The organism is Algoriphagus terrigena DSM 22685 (assembly GCF_000429445.1).
Classification (GTDB): Bacteria; Bacteroidota; Bacteroidia; order Cytophagales; family Cyclobacteriaceae; genus Algoriphagus; species Algoriphagus terrigena.
On the sequence record NZ_AUBW01000005.1, the window covers coordinates 327550 to 349016 of the forward strand.

At 47.9% G+C, this 21467-nt stretch carries 27 protein-coding genes; 19 read left to right on the top strand and 8 right to left on the bottom strand.

Annotation, left to right across the window (positions count from 1 at the left end):
* The first annotated feature begins 22 nt into the window (after positions 1-22).
* The 5 genes from panD (at position 23) to G459_RS0105690 (ending at position 4403) form a co-directional block, all read left to right on the top strand.
* Positions 23-370, top strand: coding sequence for an aspartate 1-decarboxylase (gene panD, locus G459_RS0105670; protein ID WP_026966775.1), 348 nt, complete (start codon positions 23-25; stop codon positions 368-370).
* Positions 370-1371 carry a lysylphosphatidylglycerol synthase transmembrane domain-containing protein gene (locus G459_RS0105675; protein ID WP_035455204.1) on the top strand — a complete coding sequence of 334 codons (1002 nt, stop codon included), beginning with the start codon at positions 370-372 and terminating at the stop codon, positions 1369-1371. Before panD ends, G459_RS0105675 begins: the two co-directional genes overlap by 1 nt.
* 35 nt (positions 1372-1406) lie before the next feature.
* Positions 1407-2093, top strand: coding sequence for a zinc metallopeptidase (locus tag G459_RS0105680; RefSeq protein ID WP_026966777.1), 687 nt, complete (start codon positions 1407-1409; stop codon positions 2091-2093).
* A gap of 101 nt (positions 2094-2194) precedes the next feature.
* Entirely contained in the window at positions 2195-3334 is a 1140-nt protein-coding gene (locus tag G459_RS0105685; RefSeq protein WP_026966778.1) for an acyl-CoA dehydrogenase, read from the top strand.
* 139 nt (positions 3335-3473) lie between these two features.
* Positions 3474-4403: an AraC family transcriptional regulator gene (locus G459_RS0105690; protein WP_026966779.1), complete on the top strand. Its 930-nt coding sequence runs from the start codon at positions 3474-3476 to the stop codon at positions 4401-4403.
* Here the strand turns inward: G459_RS0105690 and G459_RS0105695 are convergent.
* From G459_RS0105695 to G459_RS0105710, 4 genes are all read right to left on the bottom strand, one after another.
* Positions 4386-5141 (bottom strand): phosphoglycerol geranylgeranyltransferase, encoded by a 756-nt coding sequence (locus tag G459_RS0105695; protein WP_035455206.1) that lies wholly within the window; start codon positions 5139-5141, stop codon positions 4386-4388. The two genes, G459_RS0105690 and G459_RS0105695, sit on opposite strands and share 18 nt — an antisense overlap.
* Complete coding sequence (locus tag G459_RS0105700; RefSeq protein WP_026966781.1) at positions 5125-5505, bottom strand: hypothetical protein; 381 nt, start codon at positions 5503-5505, stop codon at positions 5125-5127. The genes G459_RS0105695 and G459_RS0105700 overlap by 17 nt, the downstream gene beginning before the upstream one ends.
* Positions 5495-5869: a phage holin family protein gene (locus G459_RS26915; protein ID WP_051315085.1), complete on the bottom strand. Its 375-nt coding sequence runs from the start codon at positions 5867-5869 to the stop codon at positions 5495-5497. The genes G459_RS0105700 and G459_RS26915 overlap by 11 nt, the downstream gene beginning before the upstream one ends.
* Before the next feature lie 89 nt (positions 5870-5958).
* Positions 5959-6543: a YkgJ family cysteine cluster protein gene (locus G459_RS0105710; protein WP_026966782.1), complete on the bottom strand. Its 585-nt coding sequence runs from the start codon at positions 6541-6543 to the stop codon at positions 5959-5961.
* 161 nt (positions 6544-6704) lie between these two features.
* Here G459_RS0105710 and G459_RS0105715 point away from each other — a divergent pair, with 161 nt between their 5' ends.
* Positions 6705-7430: an LOG family protein gene (locus G459_RS0105715; RefSeq protein WP_035455282.1), complete on the top strand. Its 726-nt coding sequence runs from the start codon at positions 6705-6707 to the stop codon at positions 7428-7430.
* A gap of 66 nt (positions 7431-7496) precedes the next feature.
* On the opposite strand, the gene G459_RS0105720 is transcribed toward G459_RS0105715, so the two are convergent.
* On the bottom strand, positions 7497-8000 hold the full coding sequence (locus G459_RS0105720; RefSeq protein ID WP_026966784.1) for a hypothetical protein: 504 nt from the start codon (positions 7998-8000) through the stop codon (positions 7497-7499).
* 324 nt (positions 8001-8324) lie between these two features.
* Positions 8325-8888 carry an LOG family protein gene (locus G459_RS0105725; protein ID WP_026966785.1) on the bottom strand — a complete coding sequence of 188 codons (564 nt, stop codon included), beginning with the start codon at positions 8886-8888 and terminating at the stop codon, positions 8325-8327.
* A gap of 90 nt (positions 8889-8978) precedes the next feature.
* Between G459_RS0105725 and G459_RS0105730 the strand changes: the two genes are divergently transcribed.
* The 13 genes from G459_RS0105730 to G459_RS0105795 all read left to right on the top strand — a co-directional run bounded on the left by G459_RS0105730 (position 8979) and on the right by G459_RS0105795 (position 19960).
* Positions 8979-9560: a non-canonical purine NTP diphosphatase gene (locus G459_RS0105730; protein WP_026966786.1), complete on the top strand. Its 582-nt coding sequence runs from the start codon at positions 8979-8981 to the stop codon at positions 9558-9560.
* Between the two features lie 33 nt (positions 9561-9593).
* On the top strand, positions 9594-10214 hold the full coding sequence (gene udk / locus G459_RS0105735; RefSeq protein WP_026966787.1) for a uridine kinase: 621 nt from the start codon (positions 9594-9596) through the stop codon (positions 10212-10214).
* A gap of 57 nt (positions 10215-10271) precedes the next feature.
* On the top strand, positions 10272-10616 hold the full coding sequence (locus tag G459_RS0105740) for a hypothetical protein (RefSeq protein WP_026966788.1): 345 nt from the start codon (positions 10272-10274) through the stop codon (positions 10614-10616).
* Positions 10617-10710: 94 nt separating this feature from the next.
* Positions 10711-13683: a protein translocase subunit SecDF gene (secDF, locus tag G459_RS0105745; protein ID WP_026966789.1), complete on the top strand. Its 2973-nt coding sequence runs from the start codon at positions 10711-10713 to the stop codon at positions 13681-13683.
* 135 nt (positions 13684-13818) lie between these two features.
* Complete coding sequence (locus G459_RS0105755) at positions 13819-14172, top strand: hypothetical protein (protein ID WP_026966790.1); 354 nt, start codon at positions 13819-13821, stop codon at positions 14170-14172.
* A gap of 9 nt (positions 14173-14181) precedes the next feature.
* Positions 14182-14898 (top strand): hypothetical protein, encoded by a 717-nt coding sequence (locus G459_RS0105760; RefSeq protein ID WP_026966791.1) that lies wholly within the window; start codon positions 14182-14184, stop codon positions 14896-14898.
* The gene (locus G459_RS0105765; RefSeq protein ID WP_026966792.1) at positions 14891-15646 is read left to right on the top strand and encodes a sensor histidine kinase; all 756 of its coding nucleotides are present in this window, start codon (positions 14891-14893) and stop codon (positions 15644-15646) included. The genes G459_RS0105760 and G459_RS0105765 overlap by 8 nt, the downstream gene beginning before the upstream one ends.
* 158 nt (positions 15647-15804) lie before the next feature.
* A complete protein-coding gene (locus tag G459_RS0105770; RefSeq protein ID WP_026966793.1) occupies positions 15805-16209 on the top strand; it encodes a hypothetical protein in 405 nt (134 codons plus the stop codon).
* On the top strand, positions 16209-16973 hold the full coding sequence (locus tag G459_RS0105775) for a hypothetical protein (RefSeq protein WP_026966794.1): 765 nt from the start codon (positions 16209-16211) through the stop codon (positions 16971-16973). Before G459_RS0105770 ends, G459_RS0105775 begins: the two co-directional genes overlap by 1 nt.
* Positions 16957-17712, top strand: a complete 756-nt coding sequence (locus G459_RS0105780; RefSeq protein ID WP_026966795.1) for a sensor histidine kinase — start codon at positions 16957-16959, stop codon at positions 17710-17712. The genes G459_RS0105775 and G459_RS0105780 overlap by 17 nt, the downstream gene beginning before the upstream one ends.
* 71 nt (positions 17713-17783) lie before the next feature.
* Complete coding sequence (locus G459_RS0105785; RefSeq protein WP_026966796.1) at positions 17784-18410, top strand: response regulator; 627 nt, start codon at positions 17784-17786, stop codon at positions 18408-18410.
* 9 nt (positions 18411-18419) lie between these two features.
* On the top strand, positions 18420-19466 hold the full coding sequence (locus G459_RS0105790; protein ID WP_026966797.1) for a Gfo/Idh/MocA family oxidoreductase: 1047 nt from the start codon (positions 18420-18422) through the stop codon (positions 19464-19466).
* A 53-nt stretch (positions 19467-19519) separates the two neighbouring features.
* Positions 19520-19960, top strand: a complete 441-nt coding sequence (locus tag G459_RS0105795; protein WP_026966798.1) for a hypothetical protein — start codon at positions 19520-19522, stop codon at positions 19958-19960.
* Between the two features lie 38 nt (positions 19961-19998).
* On the opposite strand, the gene G459_RS28855 is transcribed toward G459_RS0105795, so the two are convergent.
* Positions 19999-20643, bottom strand: a complete 645-nt coding sequence (locus tag G459_RS28855; protein ID WP_051315086.1) for an outer membrane beta-barrel protein — start codon at positions 20641-20643, stop codon at positions 19999-20001.
* A complete protein-coding gene (locus G459_RS0105805) occupies positions 20640-21290 on the bottom strand; it encodes an outer membrane beta-barrel protein (protein WP_084454350.1) in 651 nt (216 codons plus the stop codon). The genes G459_RS28855 and G459_RS0105805 overlap by 4 nt, the downstream gene beginning before the upstream one ends.
* Between the last annotated feature and the right edge of the window lie 177 nt (positions 21291-21467).

A 21467-nucleotide genomic window follows, 5' to 3' on the forward strand; every position in this document is an offset into this window, starting at 1 on the left:
TCGCGCCGGAAATACTAAACCAATGCATATCCAAGTATTAAAGTCTAAAATCCACCGGGTGAAGATCACCCAAGCAGAGCTTCACTATGTCGGATCGATCACGATTGACGAGGACCTGATGGACGCTGCAAATCTCATCGAAAACGAAAAAGTCCAAATCGTCAACGTCAACAACGGCGAACGTCTCGAGACTTATGTGATCACCGGCAAGCGGGGAAGCGGGCAAGTATGCCTTAATGGCCCGGCAGCCAGGAAAGCATCAGTGGGCGATATCGTCATCATCATCTCCTATGCCGGCATGGAGCTCGAAGAAGCCAAAAAGCACAAGCCCGTTCTGATCTTTCCCGACGAAAGAAATAAGCTCGTCTGATGAATCCAACCCTCAAAAGAACCATCCAAGTCGTGGCCTCTTTGGCGATTGCGGTCTGGATCTTTTGGCTTTTATACCGGGACATCGAATTTTCGAGTCTTCAGAAGCAGGTACTTAGCAGCAATTGGTTTTGGATTTTGTTTTCCATGCTGATCGCTTGGGGCGGATACTGGATCAGAGGATGGCGCTGGGCACTATTGATCAACGAAGCCGGTGGTGAAAAGGTCACCGCCAACCGAGCCTATCACGCGGTGATGGTTGGCTACCTCGTCAATATGCTCATCCCCAGGGCAGGCGAAGTGGCGAGATGCGGCGTCCTGACCCGCACTAATGGTATTTCTTTAGGTCATTTGTTGGGGACCGTTATCCTCGAAAGAAGCATCGATTTGCTTTTCCTAGTTGCGATGATTTTTCTTGCCTTCGTGGTGGAAAACCAACTTTTTCTTTCGCTTGCAGGCGAATTGGTAGATCTGGATGGTCTAGGGCAGAAGATCCTGAGTAACCTCCCTCTCTTCTTGGGCGCCATTGCGATATTCGCACTTCTGGTCTATCTCATCATCAGAAGATTCAGAAGCAGCGGGCTGATCAATAAACTTCAGGAGTTTTCCCGGCAGATTCTTTCAGGTGTCCGATCTATCCGAACGCTCGACCGTCCGCTTGCTTTCTGGGCCAGTTCGATAGTGATCTGGATTATATACTATCTCACGATGTACACCGTTTCTATAGGGATCCAAAGTACTGCCAACTTGACACCCGGCGAGGTGCTTTTGGTGATGGTAATGGGAACTATTGGCATGGTGGCGCCCGTCCAGGGGGGCATCGGAACCTTTCACGCCTTGGTGGCCTACATTTTGATCCAGTTTGGAATAACAGAGACTGACGGTAAAATCTTCGCGGCCATCATCCACGGCACCCAGGTCATATTAGTCATGATTGTGGGATTGGCCAGTTGGATTTGGATGGTAAGAATCCCCGCTTGGATTAAACCCGACAAGGTCTAACTTCGTATTCACACCCAGTTAAACAATAAATCAAAATGATTATCTTAATCGTTGTCGTATTTGCAATCCTTGGATTTGTAGTCAGTAGCAAGCTGAAAAGCAAGTTTAAGAAATACTCCGAAACGGCTCTTCAAGCCAATCTCTCCGGAGCTGAAATCGCCAAGCTCATGCTGGCAGATCATAATATTCACGATGTTCAGGTGGTTTCTGTAGAAGGTCAGCTGACTGATCACTACAATCCGGCAAACAAAACGGTCAACCTCTCCCCAGACGTTTACTATGGACGAAACGCCGCGGCGACTGCGGTAGCTGCCCACGAATGTGGACACGCAGTCCAGCATGCTACGTCCTATGCATGGCTGAAGATGAGATCTGCCATGGTTCCCGTTCAAAACATTTCGGGGAAAATCTTAAATGTTGTCTTGATTGCTTCACTCTTCGGTGGAATTGCGCTAGGCTTGAACAATGAATTAATTGGCTTTATCGTAGTAGGCTCATATTCTGTGATGACTTTGTTCACTCTGGTCACACTTCCGGTGGAATTTGATGCGTCTAAAAGAGCACTCGCTTGGGTACAAACCAGAAACGTCGTCACCCGCCCAGAATATGATATGGCTAAGGACGCCCTGCATTGGGCTGCAATGACTTATGTGGTAGCTGCCCTAGCTTCTCTGGCAACGTTGGCTTACTACATCTTTGTGTTCTTTGGCAACCGGGATTGATCCAGATCAAAATCCAATTTCAAAAGGGGCAGGTTTTGCCCCTTTTGCATTTTTGGCCTATATTCTCCCTCAGAACTTAAACCCAAGATTGGACAACCCCTATGAATTTTCAACTAACAGAGGAGCAGCTGGCAGTACGTGACGCCGCAAGAGAATTTGCACGGTCAGAGCTTCTTCCAGGCGTGATTGAGCGTGATTCGGAAGCAAAATTCCCGAAGGAACAGGTCAAAAAAATGGGGGAATTGGGTTTTTTGGGAATGATGGTCGACCCAAAATACAATGGTGGCGGCATGGACAGCGTTTCCTACGCGATTGCGATGGAGGAATTGTCCAAGATAGATGCCTCGGCCTCCGTGGCGATGTCAGTTAACAATTCGCTGGTTTGCTGGGGTCTGGAGAAATACGGCACGGAAGCACAGAAGCAAAAGTATCTGACGCAGCTGGCAAGCGGCGAAGTCTTGGGCGCTTTTTGCTTATCGGAACCAGAAGCCGGATCTGACGCGACCTCACAACGAACCACGGCTGAGAAGCAAGGGGATCATTACCTGATCAATGGCGTCAAAAATTGGATTACCAACGGTTCCTCCGCAAGTATTTATCTGGTCTTTGCTCAGACCGATGCATCAAAAGCCCACAAGGGCATCTCTGTATTTATTGTTGAAAGAGGCTGGGAAGGCTTTGTCGTCGGGAAAAAAGAGGACAAGCTCGGAATCAGGGGCTCCGACACTCATTCATTGATCTTTACCGATGTGAAAGTTCCCGCGGAAAACCGCATCGGGGAGGAAGGTTTCGGCTTTACTTACGCCATGGAGACACTCAATGGCGGCAGGATCGGCATCGCATCTCAAGCTTTGGGCATTGCCGCAGGCGCATATGAGCTGGCCCTCGCCTATTCCAAAGAGCGCAAAACCTTTGGCAAGCCGATTTGCGAGCATCAGGCGATCCAGTTTAAACTAGCCGACATGGCTACCCAGATTGAGGCCGCCAGACTTCTGGTCTACCGGGCCGCATGGCTTAAAGATCAGGGAGAAGACTATGCACACGCTTCGGCCATGGCGAAGCTCTATGCCTCCGAAGTGGCGATGAGCGTCACCATCGAAGCCGTCCAGGTACATGGAGGCTATGGATATGTCAAGGAATACCACGTCGAGCGACTGATGCGGGACGCAAAAATCACCCAGATTTACGAAGGCACTTCAGAGATTCAGCGCATCGTTATTTCGAGAAAAATTCTCAGATAGGTCTAATTCAGACCCAATTGCAGGGTATAATTCCAAATAATTATGCCCTGCATTTATTTTTTTACGCACTATTATAGAATACTCCTGTTTTCCCGTTGGAAAAATTATATTTTTGCGATTCCACTTTTATTCCCGAGTCATGGACTATTACAACAAAGTCATCGAATCCGTCCACGTACGTTTTTTGAAAGGCACCAATTTCAAGATTGAAAAGCCCGTCACCGTCCTCGACTACGAAGAGAGCGAAAATAGCCTGATTTTGCTTCATCATGGCACCCTGAAGTCAGGTGAAGATCAGGAACTGGTCAATGAAGGCGAAGTGTTGTTCGTCCCAAAAGGCCAGAAAATCCAACTCACCTTTGGGACAGGCTCCAAAAGAAATGAAATGGACATGGAGCAGTTTGGTGACAGCCGACGAAAATACCTCCAAACCATCAGCTTCAAGGACATCAAAACCGCCGAAGATGACTGCATCTCCATCGTTCAGTTCGAATCCAAGGTTTTTGATGTCGTCAACTTTTTCAATTCCCTTGACATTCCGCCCTTTATCATCCGATTCAACGACCGGATCGCCACGCTGCTGGAGGATATCATCAAGGAGATCGAAGCAAGTAATGTCGGAAAAGAACGCGCACTGAAGGCTCAAACGGAAGTCTTGGTGATCGAACTTTTGCGCCACATCCTAAAGAACAGACTTTTTACAGAGGAACTTTCCACCAATTCGACGTACTTCAAAGACCCGCGATTGATCGATCTTTTCAATTTCATCAAAGCGAATATTGGCGGCGATTTGTCCAATAAGGTACTGGCGAAGGTTGCCAATGTCTCGGAAGACTACGTCGGGCAGTATTTCAAGATGCTTACTGGCATCAATCCGCAGGACTACATCGAGTACCAGCGCATGGAGGCGGCAGTAGAACTACTGCGTACCACCAAAAAATCGATCCGGGATATCGGAAAAGAGGTTGGCTACAAAGACACCGCTTATTTTTGCAGACGATTCAAGATGATGTACGGGGTTCCGGCTGGAAAAATGCGACGAAGAGAATCGCTAATTAATATTCAGTGAGAGATTGTACCAGCGCTTAGTCGCCAGGACCTCATCCAAAAATCCAGCATCTTTCTCGATCGAATTGCCCAAAACAACCAGATCCGCGCCTGCGTCAAAAGCAGCTCTTATCTTTTCGGTGGTGCCGAGTCCACCGCCTACTATCAAAGGGGTTTTCACCGCAGACTTCACTTCAGAGATGACTGTCGGGTGTACCGGAATACTCGCTCCGCTACCCGCATCCAAATAAAAATACCGCATCCCGAGAAATTTCCCCGCCAGGGCCGTTGCCTTAGCCAGGCTGGGATCTTCGTTAGAAAGCGGTAAGGTCTGACTTGCGGAATGAACACTGAGCAGCTCGCCCTGATTGACCAAGATGTATCCGGTCGGCAAAACCTCCAAACCCAATCGGGCCACTTCCGGCGCCGCCTTGACCTGATGGGAAATCAAAAATTCAGGATTTCTCCCAGAGATCAAGCCCATGAACAAGATGGCATCCGCCTCGTCCGAAAGGTGAAGATGAGAGCCAGGAAAGATGCAAACGGGGATTTCACCGGCAATTTGCTTCAGCGCTCGCACCGTATTGTTGAAATCCCGCGCAGAAGCAGTGCTCCCTCCCACCAGGATAAGATCCAAACCCGAATCCTTCACCCAGCCAAATTGATTAAGGTCGATTTTCTTTTCAGGATCGACCAGCCAAGCGATTCCCTTTTGCCTGCTTTTTGAAAGTGATTTGAGGAGCTTACTTACCTTCCTCACGTTCCTTGACTTCGGCTGGAGGCGCAAACATATCGACGAACAGTTTCTCTTTGGCCATAGCTAAACCCAAAATGAGCAATCTCTGCGTCAGATTAGGCCAAAAACTGGAGCCCTTTGGCTTGGTCAGGCGCTTTTTGATGTCTTCATTGAGCAATCCTTCTTTTTCCAGTACTTCTAGGGCCTTATCCGTAGTCTTGACTTTCTTTTTCCGCGTCACCTTTACGATCCCGTAGGTCAGCAAGACTCCCACAGCGACCACCGCTCCCACTTTCAGCCATTCTTCCGATTCCTTCTTCAGCATCTCAAGCTGCTTGGCCAGGGTCTGCTCCAGTTCATCCGATGTCTTCTCCAATTTATTGCTCATCTTCTTCCTTCTCTTGTTGTCTTTTGAGTCTCATTCTGAAAATAAAGTTTTTGAGCAGGTTCTCCACTCTGTCCTGGACCCGCAGGGAATCTCTGCTCAGGATCAGCATCAGCATGACCAAAAAGTAGATCAATGCCACGATCAAAAATCCCATATAGGGACTTTTAGTCAATTGACTGAGGAAAAATGCCAGAGAAAGTGAGAGAAACAGAAAGGCGAACAACAGCATGCTCCCGATCACGATCAACAAGATCAGCCGTGACAAAATCTCGACAAACTCGTTTTGAATTTCCTGCTTAACTATTCCGATCCGGGTCTCAACGATCCCTTTTAGTGTCTGGACGATTTCGCCGATTTTCAACATAATTACGGGTATTTTTGGTGCTATTGCCCCTTTTAGATAGCTCTAATATACTGGAAAACCAGGGAGCAAAAAAATTGCCATCCGGCGCTTTACTCCGCCTCCTCGTAAAACTTGAACCGCAAAACCAGCTCCAGCGCGATCAGGATGGCCTGATTGATCGGATACTGGGTGTTGAGAGATTCATCGACATCATACAGTCTGGTGTAAAAAGCCGTCGCCATGGGAATATCCAACCCCGAATTGATGCGCGAGTTCACCAACGCAAATTCCTCCGGCCTTTGTTCCTTCAGTACCTTGCAGGTAATCAGCTCCTTCTGCCCGTACTTGGATTTACGCGCTGAAGCTCCAAACAGCCTGCAAATCAGACCTCTGCTTGCATAGCTACCGCAAAAACCCTGCGTCTCATCGTCCTTTTTGGAGCGATACACGATGCAGTTCCCCAACTCATCCTGAAGCGCCAATTGATTGGCGATTTCCTCCGCGAGCCCTTTCTCGTAGAGATCGAAGGCCAAAGGCAAGAATTCCAGCGGCGAGGCGGGTACCTGCGGGTTGGCGCAGCAAAACCCACAACCTGAGACGCAAGCCATCCCGCCCTCTTCGTGAAATTGCTGGGATTCGGTGGCTAATTGCTGAAAGACCTCCTTTACAGCTTCGGACTTTTCAAATAGATTCATCTCAGATAATCAGGATGTAAAAGTAACGTAAGTATTCCCCATTTAAATCCGTGGATGAATTCATTTTTTTACCTTGATAATCAGACCATTAGTTTCTCAAACTTTTCAAATGTGATCTATTGCTGCTGAGAATCGTTTTTTTGAAGGATAAAAAAAGGAATATGAGCGATTTTGAAGATAAAGAAGCTGAAGAGCGCATCAAGCGGGCATTCAAAGAACGTGACTGGAGTGAAATCAGAAGCGAAGATTCCTGGGCGATTTTTAAGGTTATGTCAGAGTTTGTCGTCGGCTACGAAAAACTCGCCAAGATCGGCCCTTGTGTATCGATATTTGGCTCGGCGAGAACCCCACGCGACCATGAATACTATCAAATGGCCGAGGATATCGCCGCCAAACTCGTGCGGCACGGCTACGGAGTCATCACCGGCGGCGGCCCCGGTATCATGGAAGCTGGTAACAAAGGAGCCTATTCCGAGGGTGGTAAATCAGTCGGATTGAACATCATGCTGCCCTTCGAGCAGTTTAACAACATCTACATCGACCGGGACAAGCTGATGAACTTTGATTATTTCTTTGTGCGCAAAGTCATGTTTGTTCGTTATTCACAGGGCTTTGTCGTGCTGCCGGGAGGTTTTGGTACGCTGGATGAGTTTTTTGAAGCACTCACTTTGATCCAGACCAACAAGATCGGTCGATTCCCGATTGTCCTGGTGGGTAGATCCTATTGGGAAGGCCTGGTAGATTGGATCAAAAAGACGCTGCTGGCGGACAGCAACTACATCAAAGAAGACGATCTGGAACTGTTCACAGTTGTGGACAACGCCACAGAAGCGGTCAAGGTCATCGACGACTTCTATAGCAAGTACCTCCTGAGTCCAAACTTCTAACCTCTTCGAAAAGCCATAAAAAAAGGCCGCCCATCTCAGGATCGGCGGCCTTTTTTGCTTTTGCTTTTAGGCTATTTTCAATCTCAACTCGCCTTGTCTTTTGACGACTTTTAGCTCAAAATAGTGATTGATAAATGCCTTACAATGGTTTTCAGCCCATTCGGCCCGAGACTCCGTGTCGTACAGCAGCGTCATTCTGAGCATGGTTTTCACATACTGTTCGTGCTGTCCCAGCTCTTCCATCCAAGAGATAAATCCCGCTTCCCACTCCTCCTTGAATTTGTCGAAATGGCTGCGGCCATCAAAAAGTAACTCGAGCTGATTATCCTTGTTTTTGAACCGGTAAATCCCGCAAAGCTGCCGATAGATCAACCTGACCCGCTCTTTGGGAAAATCAAACGTATCCAAAATCCTGGAATAGGTCTGATCCATCAGTCGGAGAGGATTGTAGAGGTAGGTGTAGGAGCGCTTGAGCTCGTAGATCATCTGATCCAGCAATTCCTCCTCCAATACATACTGAGCCTGTCTGAGGATGTAATTTTTGTCCAGTGGAAAAAGCTTGTCGATCATGCAGCTGTCAGGGTTCTGGCAAAAGTACCATTTATCTTTCTGAAATACGAAGTCAGGAGTGTGAAATACGGGGAAGTGTTGGATGATCGATGCAGGATGACGGATGTTTTTGAGACGTCATTGCAAGTCTTTTTTCACCAAGCCTAAAATTCGGTTGGACTTTCATGCCCGAAGCAATCCCATCAGTGGAAGCAGATTTTGATGAGAAGACTGCTTCGTTCGTACCTCAATCGCAGTGACGGCTCCGATCGTGAGACACTTTTCCGCCGCGGCGGAAAGGCCGTTCGTATATCACCTGCAGCGACAACTCACCGGGCCCGGGCCTTACCAGTCTGCCGGGCGTCCTGCTTGATAGGCGGACATCCGATCCAGCAGATCCACCGGATCGTCAGAGATGATCAGCATTTCTTCTTGCTCGGGGTAGAGAAAGCCAGATTCCAGCGCATGGTTGAGAAACTCAATCAGCTTGTCGTAGTAGCCATTGACATTGAAGAGTGCCAGGGGCTTTTGGATGTAGTGGAGTTGGTTCAGGGTCATGATCTCAAAAAGCTCCTCCAGCGTGCCGATTCCCCCAGGCATGGCGATAAAGCCGTCCCCGCGCTCCGCCATCAACCATTTGCGGTCGCGCATGGTTTCCACGATGACCAGCTCGGTGCAGCCCCGGTGCGCCACTTCCCGATCGACCAGCTTTTGCGGAATGATCCCCAGGACCTCTTTGCCCGCAGCCAACATCTCGTCAGCGATCACCCCCATCAAGCCCACGCGCCCCGCACCATACACTAAGGAGTGATCCCGCTTGATCATCTCCTGAGCCAAAGATCGTGCGCCCGCTTCAAAGACGCCGCTGTTGCCCTTCTTGGAGCCACAGTAGATCGTTATTTTCTTCATGGCTTGAAGTTATGGATTCTTGATTTTGCAAAAGCCCGAAAGCTGGAGCCAAACTTGAAAATCTTTGCCTTCTATCTGTATTTTTGGGCTATGAAAATCTGCTTCGCTACGAACAACGCCAAGAAAATAGAAGAAGTCAAAGCCGCTTTAGGGTCTGATTTCGAGATTGTCTCCCTTCAGCAAATCGGCTGTCATGAGGAACTTCCCGAGACGGGCGACACGCTGGAGCACAATGCATTTCAAAAGGCGCGGTTCGTCAAAGACCACTACGGCGTCGATTGCTTCGCTGACGATACCGGGCTGGAAGTGGCTGCCCTGGACGGCGCTCCGGGTGTGTATTCGGGACGATTTGCCGGGGAGCCGCGCAGCGATGAGCGAAACATCTCATTGCTTCTGGAGAAAATGGCTGGAAAAGCGGAGCGAACTGCCAGATTCCGAACCGTCATCGCCCTGATTCTGGACGGGCAAGAAATTTCCTTTGAAGGAATCGCCGAGGGTGAGATTTTAGCCCAAAAAGTCGGTCACGGAGGCTTTGGCTACGATCCGATATTCAGGCCGACAGGTTTTGACAAGACCTTTGCAGAATTGAGTCTGGCCGAAAAGAACGACATCAGTCATCGCGGCAAAGCCGTAAACGCGCTGATTTCCTTTCTTCGCCATCGAAAATTCTGAGATCGAGTCTAAAATGATTTACATTTGACCCCAATGAAAAAACCATTCATCGTCGGGATCACCGGAGGTTCGGCCTCTGGAAAAACATTATTTCTGGAGCGTTTGCTGAGCAGTTTCGAGCCCGAGGAAGTTTGCCTTATTTCACAGGACAATTACTACAAGCCTCGGCACCAGCAGCCGATCGACGCACAGGGCGTCCATAACTTTGACACACCCCACAGCATAGATTTCGAGCAGTACGCTGCCGACATCCGCAAGATCCAAAACGGTGAGACGGTACTTCGCGAAGAGTACACCTTCAACAATTCCGCTAAAAAGGCGAAGATGCTCACCTTCTCGGCCGCCCCGGTGGTGGTGGTTGAGGGCATATTTGTGCTGTACTATCCCGAGCTGGCGGAGCTGCTGGACCTGAAGATCTTCATCGACGCCAAGGATCACATCAAGCTGAAGCGCCGGATCATCCGCGATAAGGTAGAGCGGGGCTACGATCTCGATGATGTCCTGTATCGCTATGAGATGCACGTGATGCCCACCTATGAAAAGTACATCAAGCCATTCAAAAATGAGGCGGATCTGATCATCCCCAACAACTCCAACTTCGATATGGCTTTGGACGTGATCAGAACCTATCTCAGAACAAAATCCGAGGGGTAAGTCAAAAAAACGGAGACGAAAAGCTTGAATTTCAAATATTACCTATATTTGCGCCGAATGAAAACCCGGGTAATCCATAACAGTCTCTTCCAGCAGCGCTTTACGCTGTTGATGGCGTTGCTGTTATGCCTGTTTGTGTCGAGCGTGGAGTACCTGCCTCAGGAAGGCAAAGTAGACCATACCGAGCATTCATCCGACCATCCGGATCAGACTTTTCTCAATGTAGCGGTAGACGCGGTGGTACCTTTTATAGTGCACGTGGCTAACACCGTCCTGTATCTGATCTACCACGTTTTCAGCTTTGAATTCAAAGTACCGACCACACAGTCAATATCTGCCTCGATTCCCAACCAGCTCGTTGAGATACTTTTTGAGCGGATCATATCCACTAAGGGGCCCTGATTCCCTCTTTTTCCCGCAAGTAATTCCCTGCCGAAGCCAGCTGGCTTCCCGGCTTCTATCCTGTATTTTCCAAACAATTAAATAAATAACCCTTATGCATAACAAAGGTGTCATTGTGTTTTTGACAGTCATCATTACAGCGCTTTGCCTGTACTACCTGTCATTCACATTCGTCTCCAGCGGTATCCAGCAAAAAGCGGAAGCTTATGCAACTGATACTTCAGGCAATATTGACTTTGCCAAAAAAAGAGCTTACCTCGACTCCATCTGGAGAGAGCCGGTTTACAATTTCCTGGGCGCTGATTTCACTTATCAAGAAATCAAAGAAACCGAACTTGGCCTTGGACTCGATCTTCAGGGTGGTATGCATGTGACTTTGGCAGTCTCTCCGGTAGAGATCGTGAGAGGTCTGGCAGGCAACCCAAAAGACCAAGGCTTCAATAAATCAATCGAGGAAGCCAGAGAAGCCGCCAAAACTTCCGACGCCAAGTATGTAGACTTGTTCTACACTGCCTGGCAGAAGAACAGCGCCGGCAAAAAACTGAGCACCATCTTCGCTACAGCGGCCAACAGGGGCCGGGTTTCTCTGGAGTCGTCTGATTCAGAAATCCTCGACCTCATCAATACGGAAGTGGAAAATGCCATCGAGCGTTCATTCAACATCCTCAGAACCCGTATCGACCGATTTGGTACTTCCCAGCCAAACATTCAGCGAATCGCCGGATCAGGTAGAATCCAGATCGAGCTTCCTGGTGTGGATAACCAAGAGCGTGTAAGAAACATGCTTCAGGGCGTCGCCAAGCTTCAGTTTTGGGAAGTATTGGAGTTGAATGAATTTGGTGGATCTATCGAAACCATCAACACGACTTGGATTGCCGATCAAAAAGCCAGCACAACTCCGGCAGATACAACTTCACTGGAAGAAGTGTCTCCCGAGGATTCTTTGAAAAATGCACTGGAAAAACAACTGGAGCAGATCGACCCAACTCAAAACGCCAACAGCACTTCGCCGCTGATCGCGCTGATCAAGGCAAATTATGGCTTGGTTTACGACGTGAAGGACACTGTTGCTATCAACAGAATCATCAAAAATGAGCGCTATAAGTCATTCCTTCCAAGAGATCTGAAGCTTCTGTGGGGTGTAAAACCTACCGTAGCGGAAGACGGAAGCGAACTGCTTGAACTCTATGCCATCAAAACCACCCGTGGCTCTGACGAGGCGCCGCTTGAAGGCGACGTAGTCACTGACGCGCGTCAGACTCTGGATCAGACTTCACGTCCGGCCGTATCGATGCAGATGAACGCTGAGGGCGCCCGTAAGTGGAGAACCTTGACATCTGAGAATATCGGAAGAAGAATCGCGGTCGTACTCGATGACTACGTGTACACTGCGCCAGTCGTAAACGGTGAGATCCCGAGCGGCCAGTCTGAGATCGCAGGCAACTTCACGCTGGTAGAAGCGCAGGATTTGGCTAACATCCTGAAGTCCGGCTCCCTTCCCGCTCCTACCCAGATCGTAGAAGAAAGCATCATCGGTCCAACCTTGGGTAAGGAGGCCCAAAGCCAGGGTATCTTCTCCATGGTCGCAGGCTTGGCATTGGTAGTTTTATTTATGGTGGCCTATTATGCCAAAGGCGGATTGGTGGCAATCGCTGCGCTGGTTTTCAACATCTTCTTTATCCTAGGAATTCTCGCCCAGTTGGGTACCGCTCTGACCTTGCCAGGTATCGCGGGTATCGTATTGACCATCGGTATGTCCATCGATGCCAACGTGCTGATCTTTGAACGTATTAAAGAAGAACTCCGCAATGGCGTGGGTCTGATGAATGCCATCTCCGTCGGGTACAGCAAAGCATTCTCTGCGATCCTGGATGGTAACGTGACCACCTTCTTGGTCGGTGCGATCTTGTTTGCCTTGGGACAGGGACCTGTCAAAGGATTTGCCATTGTCTTGATGATCGGAATTGCGTGTTCCTTCTTTTCCTCGGTATTCATCACCCGAGTGATCATCACCTGGATGACCAAAAAAGGCGACAAGAGCAACATCAACTTTACAGCTCCATTTGCTAAAAACACGCTTACTGGCCTGAATATCGACTTCATGAGCAAGCGTAAGTTTGCTTACATTGTCTCTTCTTCCATCATCATAATCGGACTCGCCATAGCTGCAGTCAATGGATTGAAGTTCGGTGTCGACTTCACCGGAGGTCGTTCCTACATCGTGGCCTTTGACGAGGCAGTAGTCCCGTCGGATCTGAAAGTCGGTCTGGACGGTGAATTTGACGGATCTGTAGAAGTGAAAACTTATGGATCAAACAACACGCTGAAAGTCACTACCTCCTATCTGATCAATGAAGATGATGACGCTTCCAACAAAGAAGTGGAAGCCAAAGTAAAAGAAGGAATCGCTACCGTCACCGGATTTACTTTTGCGCCGAACCCAGAGCAAATTGGGGATGGGCAGTTCTCTATCACCGGTTCCTCCAAAGTAGGGGCGACTGTAGCTGACGACATCAAAGCATCTTCTGCAGAAGCGATGATCGCCGCGCTGATTGCCATCTTCCTATACATCTTGCTGAGATTCCGCAAGTGGCAGTTCTCCCTGGCGTCTATTGTTGCCTTGATTCACGATACCTTGTTTGTGATTGCAGCCTTCGCGATCGGAAGCGCATTTGGAGCGACTTTCGAGATCGACCAAGTATTCATTGCTGCGATCTTGACTGTGATCGGTTATTCGATCAACGATACGGTGATCATCTTTGACCGTATCCGGGAAAACATCGATGCCCGCGGCACGCAGAAGCTGGTGAAAGTATTCAACGATTCGATCAACCAAACCCTGAGCCGTACGCTGATCACTTCCTTCACTACCTTGATTGTGGTGATTGTGTTGTTGCTGTTTGGCGGTGAAGTCTTGAGAGGTTTCTCTTTTGCGCTGTTTGTCGGTATCGTGGTAGGTACCTATTCCTCGATCTACATCGCGACGCCTATCGTGGTGGATTTGATGAAAAAGGAACTGGAAAACGAAGAAAATCCAGCACCAAAAGATGCTAAGAAGATCGCTTAAACTCTTCATTAAATTTTCAATAAAAGGAACGGGATCCCTCCCGTTCCTTTTTTTTGTCCCAATCGCACAAAATCCACTATCTTTTCATTACAATAAATTTTTACTCCCAACCTTTTCAAAACAATCCACTTAACCATGAAGATCAGCAAAGAAGACTTCGAAAAAATGAAAGCGAAGTATGACCAGGAAGTCAAGAAGGGCAAGCCCGCAAAGGGCAACAAGCACGACATCGAAAACCAGACCAACTGGGAATCTTATACCAAGGAAGACTTGCTGGAGGTTCTCAACCAAGAGGGCGTGATTGGGCTCAAATTTCACCTGACGGAATATCCCGAGGATGTCGCCAAGGAGTTCTATGGTGATGAGGCTGATCTCTATGTCGGCAGACTTAACCTCGTCTACTCCCCCATCTACGCTGAAAATGCTCCGGGCAAAAACGAAGAAGAATACTATGATAGGGGTATGGTTTGTCCTCCGACCTGTCAATAAACAGTTCTTATGAAAGAAGTAAATCTTGATCTATTTTTCGACAGGCTTAACTACTACCAACTGTCCTTAGCAGCATTTGCCATAGCAGGATTGTTCGGATATTCACTTCTTTCAACAGCGCAAAGGAAAAATGAAGCAGTAAGGTTATCGCTTGGAATTTTGGTTGTGGTCGCTTGCTATGAATTGATTGGAACGTTCGTCGGCGCTCAACAAATAGTAAACAACTGGGTATATAACCTATTCAATTCGCACGTAGCTGCTATCTTGTTTTTTCTATTGCTCAGAAGCTTTCTCAAGAGGAAGAGTCACAAAAAGATGGTCAATATCCTGATTGTGCTTTTCCTCTTGACCTCCTTGGTTTTACACCTTACCGGATTTGTGCATTACAATGACAGCGGGGAATACATCTCATTCCTGAATACGGTCTTGATGCTGTGCTGCTGTGGCCTGTATTTTATTGAACTGATCACACTGGACGAGTTTTTGGATGTTGATCCCTTAAGAGAATTCAGCTTTTGGGCATCCACAGCCATCTTGTTCTATTTTTCCTCCTCATTTATGATTTATATATCCCATAAATATCTGTATACCCATCATTTGGATATTTATTACATGGTCAGAGAAATCCCGACAAATATGACGCTCCTCTGCAACCTGCTGCTGTGTATGGGTATCTATTCGCCTTTGATCAAAGACAGATTCAAATTGGAGATCATCCATGTCTGAGCAGGAGAGTCAATTCCTGTTGATCCTGTTTGGGGGGATTTTCTTTGCTTTCCTGATGTCCCTTTTTGTGGTAGGCATGGTCGTACTCCACCGTCAGCGACAGGTCCAAAACAAACAAAAAATCAGTCAGATCAAGTCCGAGCACGAGAAGACCCTGCTCAATGTAGAGAACGAGATCCAGCAGGAAACGCTCACCCGGATCGGAAGGGAGCTGCATGACAACATCGGCCAGTTGCTCTCCCTGGCCAAGCTCAATCTCAATTCCCCCAAACCGGAGAAACAAACCGAGGGCAGGGAATACCTCAATCAGATCATCAAAGAAGTCCGCACTCTCTCCAAGACACTCAATCTGGACTGGCTGGAGTCCGTGTCCCTGGATGATTTTATCCGGCAGCAACTGGAGAAGATCCAGTCCACCGGCTTTTGTGAAACTGCCCTGGAATCCGACGGGTCCTTTTTGGAGCTGAACAAAGACCAAAAGCTGGTCCTGATCCGGGTGATCCAGGAGTGCCTGAACAATGCGATCAAACATGCCCAGCCGGACCGGATCGACATCCGGATTGCCAAAAACAACCTATCCCGCCGAATCGAGATCCAGGATGACGGCACGGGCTTTGATCCCAGCCAAGCTTCAACCGGAAGCGGGATGTCCAACCTGAAGAAGCGGATGGAAACGATCGGTGGCAAATTTTATCTGACATCTGAGGTCGGAAAGGGCACAACGATCAAGCTGGAACTTCCCGTCTAGACCGGAATTCGCTCTGGTCGTCGTCATTAAAGCGCGGTTGACACCAGAATAAATGTTGACCAATTACGCCTCTTTTTCGCCCAAAAGGCCTTTTGCAGGCTCAAATACCAAAAATTCCTCCTAATTTGACGGAAATCTAGACCCTGCCGAATTCTAAAATGAAAATCACAAAAGAGGACTTCGAGTCCATGAAATCCAAGTACGATCAGGAAGTAAAAAAAGGCAAGCCTGCCAAAGGCAAAAACGGCAAAGACAAAACCAATCAAACCAGTTGGATTTTTTTGGATAGGGAGACGCTCGAAGGGCTATTGGCCAAGGCGGACAAAGACCCAAAAGTCGGAGGTGTTCAGTTTTACTTTACCGAATACACTGAAGAAACCGCCAAAGAACGCTATCCGGATGAGGCAGACAAATATGTTGGGCAAGTGACCTTGGTGATGCGTGCTGCCAATCTTAAGGAAAACAAACTTCAATCTGCCAATCTTGGCGGTACCGGAGATGAGTACCAAGTCAATGGTGAGCAATGCCCCTATGTCTGTGAACCGGAACCCACCGATACTTAATGATAGATCCCAACATTTGGATCGCCTTTGGAAGCTGGTACCACATTATTCTGGATATCTCATTACTTCTTAGCATCTATTTATTCTTCAAATTACCCAAGGAAAAGAGAGCCAATAGCACCTATTGGCTTCCTTTTTTGATCCTATGTCATTTTGTGGTTTACCAAAATTTCGGAGCCTACACCAATTATAATTTTGAATTCAAAAAAGCGGTCAATGCCTATCTGGGCAACACTGAAAATCCCAAATTCAACCTCTGGCTTTATAACATCACAGAAAGGCAAATTCTCACTGTCCTTTACCTCTTCCTAATCAGATCCTGGCTGGAACCCTCCATGAAGAAATACATCAACTGGATGATCTACTCATTTGTGGTCATCGCGCTGATCCTCCAAATCACCAAGGTCGAGCTGATGTACACGGAGCAGCCCGTTATTTTTGCTTTGGGGGCCAATATGATCCTGATCGCCTGTGGGCTTTATTTTATTGGATTGATTACCAATGAAAAATATCTGGTATCCAATCCCCTTCGCCTCCTATCATTTTGGACAACGACCTTTTTGTTGTTTAACTATTCTTTGACCTATGTGAGTTCGGTCTCTCTTCTGTATCTATACCGTGTGAACCCCGTTTTGGGAAAAAGTCTTTTCCAAATCGGCCGAGTGATGGGCGTCATCAATATTTCGGCATTGGTACTGTTGATTGCCTCTGCTTTTCTTACCAAGCTATTTGACAGAGAACCGCTTTATGAATCCGGCCGATAATCAGATTTACATCATCATTTTTAGCACGCTCTTTTTGGGAGGTTTGATGTCTACTTTCGTCGTCGCCATGGTCTTCATCCACAGACAGCGCCAAGCCCAAAACCGGCAAAAAATGGATCAGATGCGGGCTGAGTTTGAAAAGACAATCCGCAACGTCGAACACGAAATCCACCAAGAGACCCTCACCCAGGTCGGCCGTGAACTCCACGACAACATCGGTCAGCTCCTTTCTCTTACCAAGCTCAATCTCAATTCCCCCAAACCGGAAAAACAAACCGAAGGCAGGGAATACCTCGATAAGATCATCAAAGAGGTCCGAGCCCTCTCCAAGACCCTGAATCTGGACTGGCTGGAGTCCGTCTCCCTGGATGATTTTATCCGGCAACAACTGGAAAAGATCCAGTCCACGGGCTTTTGCCAAACTGCACTGGAATCAGACGGGTCCTATTTGGAGCTGAGCAAAGACCAAAAGCTGGTCCTGATCCGAGTGATTCAGGAGTGCCTAAACAATGCGATCAAACATGCCCAGCCGGACCGGATCGACATCCGGATTGCCAAAAACAACCAATCCCGACGAATCGAGATCCAGGACGACGGCGCGGGCTTTGACCCCAGTAAAGCTTCAACCGGAAGCGGAATGTTCAATCTCAAGAAGCGTATGGAGACGATCGGTGGCAAATTTTATCTGACATCTGAGGTCGGAAAGGGAACTCATATCACATTAGAGTTGCCTTTCTGACTGAAGTATCCTAATTTCCACAATCTTTAGTAAAGCAACCCTGCTCAATTTCCAACCCCACCTCCTCCAAAATGATTCGGATCGCCCTCGCTGACGACCACAAGTTATTTGCAAAAGGACTCGAAGGACTTATCGAAGAACGTGAAGGTTTTTTGGTAACCGGACTGTTTCCGAATGGGAAAGAATTGCTTGAATTTTTGGACAGCGAGGAAGTGGATTTAGTACTGACCGATCTCAACATGCCCATCGTCGATGGCTTTGGAGTGCTCCGCCACTGCAAAAAACACCATCCCGAGCTGAAAGTAATCGTCCTGTCGATGTACGATGAAGAAAAGATCTTCAAGGAATGCATGCAACTCGGCGCAGACGCTTTCATCCTGAAAGACGCAGATCCCGACGAACTGATCTTTACAATCATCGAAGTCCACGAAGGCCGCTATCTCAAAGATTTCAACCGTGTCATCCAACAGGCGAACGTGTCTCCATTTTTTGACGCCTTCAGAGACAAATACCGTCTTTCGCGGCGTGAAACCCAAATCCTGAAACTCATCAGCGACGGATTGCTCAACAGGAATATCGCCGATCAATTGAGCCTGAGTGTCCAGACAGTCGAGACACATCGCAAAAATATCCATCAAAAACTACAGGTGACGTCACGTGTGGAATTGATGAAGAAAGTCAACGAAATGCACCTTTAACCCTTTGTGATGACGCTGCCAATTCGAACAGCATTGGTCGGCTACGGCTCAGTAGCTGAGAAAATGCACGCCCCTCTGATCGACATCTGCCCGGGTCTGGATCTGGTAGCGGTGGTCGAGCGCAACTCCAACAAGTGCGAGCGAAAATTCCCCAATGTGGGGACTTTCCGAAGTCTGGAGGAATTGCTCGAAGCAGATGCTGCGGATCTGATCTGCATTACCACGCCAAATGAATTTCATTTTGCCATGGCGAAGCAATGTCTGCTCGCGGGAAAACACGTCGTCGTGGACAAGCCCGTGACGATCTATTCTTGGGAAGCGGAGGAGCTGGAGGAACTATCCAGGGAACGAGGATTGGTTTGCAGCGTGTTTCAAAACCGCCGGTACGACGGGGATTTCCTGACTTTGCAGCAATTGGTGGCAGAGGAAACGCTAGGGGAATTAGTCTACCTCGAGTCACATTTTGATCGGTTCAGACCGCATATTTCCGAAAACTGGCGGGAAAAAGATGTCCTTGGCAATGGCATCACCTACGACCTTGGAGCTCATCTGATTGACCAGGTGATCCTACTTTTTGGCAAGCCCACAGCCATCTTTGCCGACATCCAAAAACAGCGAACCGGCGCAATATCAGACGATTACTTTGACATCTCGCTCTTTTACAGCGGATTCAAAGCTCGCGTCACGGCTGGAGTCTTGGTCAATGTACCTACTCCAAAATTCCTCCTTTGCGGCAAAAAGGGTACTTTTCAGAAGTATTTCCTGGACGTACAGGAGCAAGCCTTCAAAGACGGCAGAAAGCCAGAAGGGGACGATTGGGGAGTAGATCCCGAAGAACGATGGGGAACACTCTATCTGGAAAACCAGACCCTTCCCGTCCGGACAGTCAACGGTGACTACCGAATTTTTTACCAAAATGTTGCCGACGCCATCTCAGCAAACATTCCGCTCAAAGTCCCTTTGGCTCAGGCCATCACCGCGCTGAAGCTCATCGAGGCTTCCTTCCTGTCTGCCAAAGACGGCAGAAAAATCTATCAAGAGGAAGGATCTTGGTAATCGGATTGGCTTAGACTTTGCCATGAGGCAAGACAAACCAACATAGAGTTACCATGAAAAAATTGTTTATCCTTTCGTTTGTCCTTTTTGGCCTGGTCTCAGTCGCCGAGGCACAAGTCAGCGTGGGAATGAATTTCCAAACTTCTGACATCTTCCTGACGGTCGGCACCGATGCTGACAGAGAGTTCTTCGGTGAAGCCCGCCTGGGCATCGATCACGAACTCGGACTGGAACTGATGGGCGCGTATAACTTCGTCCGCAAATCCGAGGTCAATGCCTATGTCGGTGCGGGCTTGGGCCTGTTTGGCGATGATCATCACGGCCACTACCACGACGACCATGACGATATCTATTTTGCGATTCCGGTCGGGGTGCTGATCAAGCCCTTCAACACCAAAAATCTCGGGATAGTGGTAGAAGCGGCCCCGGTCTTTTCCGGCCATGATCACAATTACTTCCGAGGGGGACTCGGGTTGAAGTATACGTTCAAGTAAAAAAAGCCTCCGGAAAATTTTCCGGAGGCTTTTTTTCTTTAGAAGAAAAAGGATCCTCCTAAATTGAACGAATGGTTTAATCCAAAGGAAAACGAACTTTCATCCCTTTGGTAGCCGTTTTGTTCAAAAGTTGAGTTGCCAACGGAATATTTCATCAGAGGAGTCTGGATATGGACTCCTATTCTTTTGGAAAAGAGGTACTGTAAGCCGAAAGCCATTTCTGTGTTAAAAAATTCTCCTTTTTCCAAAACGGTACGATTCTCCCGGCCGCCGTATGTCCCACCGAAATTTTCCCAAGATGCATCCGCGCTTACCTCTCCGAAAAAGGAAAACTTGTCACCGGCTGGAAAGTACTTCCGTACAAAAGCGCCTACACCATAGGAGAAGGTGTTGAACCTATCCGCTCCATCATTTCTGGACTTCGCCCATTCGTTTCCTACCAGTGCCGACAGGCCGAGTACCAGATTGTCTTTCACAAAAAAACCAACACTGGGATTGAAGGAGACGCTGAAGGTGGGATCGCCTTTTTCGCTATCACCTCCTGAGCCTTGAGAGCTATAACTGCTTCGAGTTTTGGAAAAGGCCAGATTTCCATCAACCATCCAGCTCCCTTGCTGCATTTGGGCCATAGCCGCCGAGCCGCCTGCCCAAATCAGCAACATTACCATAAAAACCTTTCTCATCGCTTGTTAATAAAAAAATGGGCTCCCAAAAGTATAGACGAAGTATTTAATCCGAAATCCAGCGTGTTGGATTTAGTAACTGCACCGTCGAATTGTGTCGTGTCCTCGTTGACGAGATGCGTGTAGCTTAGAGGATTGACAGAAAGATCCAAACTCAGCCATTTTTTCGGAAAAAAGGAAAAGCCCAAAGCTGTCGAGGCTTGAAATACTTTAATTTTACTTGAGCTATCCTGGGCGTTTAGGTTCTCATAAACTGTTTCCGTTTCGCCTCCCTGAAAACCGAGATCGAACTGCCCAAAAAAGGCAAATTGATCTCCGACCGGAAAATACATTCTTACGAATGGGCCAAGCCCATATGTGGAAGACTTGTACTCATAACCATTACTTCCAGAACTTGTATAGGAGGATGTATTGGTTTGGGCAAGTAGGTTCAATCCCACAGCCAGGTTGTCTTTGAGAAAAATCCCGACTTTGGGACTGAAGGTAAAGTAGGAAGTGGGGATGTCGAGGCCGCCTCCCGATCGGTCGCCAGATTGTGTAGAGTAATTCAGTGCCCCTCCGAGAAGTATGTTACCTTTCTGAAGTTGCGCCATGGCGGTGACACACAAAAACACCAAGGGCAACAACGCAAAAATCCGTTTTTTCATAAGTGGTTGTTTTAGTTTATGAACTTTAAGACGCTAATAAAATAAATTAGTTCTTCATTTTATCGTCCATACCCTCCCCAATTATTTAATGGATTGATCTTTCAATCTTTGCGATGCATGGGAATCAGGAAAAAGCGGAAATTCAGAAGGATAAGCCTTAGGATTCCTTCAGCCAAT

Bases quoted from the DNA above. Each gene is read 5' to 3' on its own strand.
- G459_RS0105685 (WP_026966778.1), top strand. From the start codon at position 2,195: ATGAATTTTCAACTAACAGAGGAGCAGCTGGCAGTACGTGACGCCGCA.
- G459_RS0105730 (WP_026966786.1), top strand. From the start codon at position 8,979: ATGAAAATCTGCTTCGCTACGAACAACGCCAAGAAAATAGAAGAAGTC.
- G459_RS0105770 (WP_026966793.1), top strand. From the start codon at position 15,805: ATGAAAATCACAAAAGAGGACTTCGAGTCCATGAAATCCAAGTACGAT.
- G459_RS0105760 (WP_026966791.1), top strand. From the start codon at position 14,182: ATGAAAGAAGTAAATCTTGATCTATTTTTCGACAGGCTTAACTACTAC.
- G459_RS0105720 (WP_026966784.1), bottom strand. From the start codon at position 8,000: ATGATCGACAAGCTTTTTCCACTGGACAAAAATTACATCCTCAGACAG.
- G459_RS0105785 (WP_026966796.1), top strand. From the start codon at position 17,784: ATGATTCGGATCGCCCTCGCTGACGACCACAAGTTATTTGCAAAAGGA.
- G459_RS0105725 (WP_026966785.1), bottom strand. From the start codon at position 8,888: ATGAAGAAAATAACGATCTACTGTGGCTCCAAGAAGGGCAACAGCGGC.
- G459_RS0105740 (WP_026966788.1), top strand. From the start codon at position 10,272: ATGAAAACCCGGGTAATCCATAACAGTCTCTTCCAGCAGCGCTTTACG.
- G459_RS0105795 (WP_026966798.1), top strand. From the start codon at position 19,520: ATGAAAAAATTGTTTATCCTTTCGTTTGTCCTTTTTGGCCTGGTCTCA.
- G459_RS0105690 (WP_026966779.1), top strand. From the start codon at position 3,474: ATGGACTATTACAACAAAGTCATCGAATCCGTCCACGTACGTTTTTTG.
- G459_RS0105675 (WP_035455204.1), top strand. From the start codon at position 370: ATGAATCCAACCCTCAAAAGAACCATCCAAGTCGTGGCCTCTTTGGCG.
- G459_RS0105700 (WP_026966781.1), bottom strand. From the start codon at position 5,505: ATGAGCAATAAATTGGAGAAGACATCGGATGAACTGGAGCAGACCCTG.
- panD (WP_026966775.1), top strand. From the start codon at position 23: ATGCATATCCAAGTATTAAAGTCTAAAATCCACCGGGTGAAGATCACC.
- G459_RS0105715 (WP_035455282.1), top strand. From the start codon at position 6,705: ATGAGCGATTTTGAAGATAAAGAAGCTGAAGAGCGCATCAAGCGGGCA.
- G459_RS0105680 (WP_026966777.1), top strand. From the start codon at position 1,407: ATGATTATCTTAATCGTTGTCGTATTTGCAATCCTTGGATTTGTAGTC.
- G459_RS0105805 (WP_084454350.1), bottom strand. From the start codon at position 21,290: ATGAAAAAACGGATTTTTGCGTTGTTGCCCTTGGTGTTTTTGTGTGTC.
- G459_RS0105710 (WP_026966782.1), bottom strand. From the start codon at position 6,543: ATGAATCTATTTGAAAAGTCCGAAGCTGTAAAGGAGGTCTTTCAGCAA.
- udk (WP_026966787.1), top strand. From the start codon at position 9,594: ATGAAAAAACCATTCATCGTCGGGATCACCGGAGGTTCGGCCTCTGGA.
- G459_RS0105790 (WP_026966797.1), top strand. From the start codon at position 18,420: ATGACGCTGCCAATTCGAACAGCATTGGTCGGCTACGGCTCAGTAGCT.
- G459_RS0105755 (WP_026966790.1), top strand. From the start codon at position 13,819: ATGAAGATCAGCAAAGAAGACTTCGAAAAAATGAAAGCGAAGTATGAC.
- secDF (WP_026966789.1), top strand. From the start codon at position 10,711: ATGCATAACAAAGGTGTCATTGTGTTTTTGACAGTCATCATTACAGCG.
- G459_RS0105775 (WP_026966794.1), top strand. From the start codon at position 16,209: ATGATAGATCCCAACATTTGGATCGCCTTTGGAAGCTGGTACCACATT.
- G459_RS26915 (WP_051315085.1), bottom strand. From the start codon at position 5,869: ATGTTGAAAATCGGCGAAATCGTCCAGACACTAAAAGGGATCGTTGAG.
- G459_RS0105780 (WP_026966795.1), top strand. From the start codon at position 16,957: ATGAATCCGGCCGATAATCAGATTTACATCATCATTTTTAGCACGCTC.
- G459_RS0105765 (WP_026966792.1), top strand. From the start codon at position 14,891: ATGTCTGAGCAGGAGAGTCAATTCCTGTTGATCCTGTTTGGGGGGATT.
- G459_RS28855 (WP_051315086.1), bottom strand. From the start codon at position 20,643: ATGAGAAAGGTTTTTATGGTAATGTTGCTGATTTGGGCAGGCGGCTCG.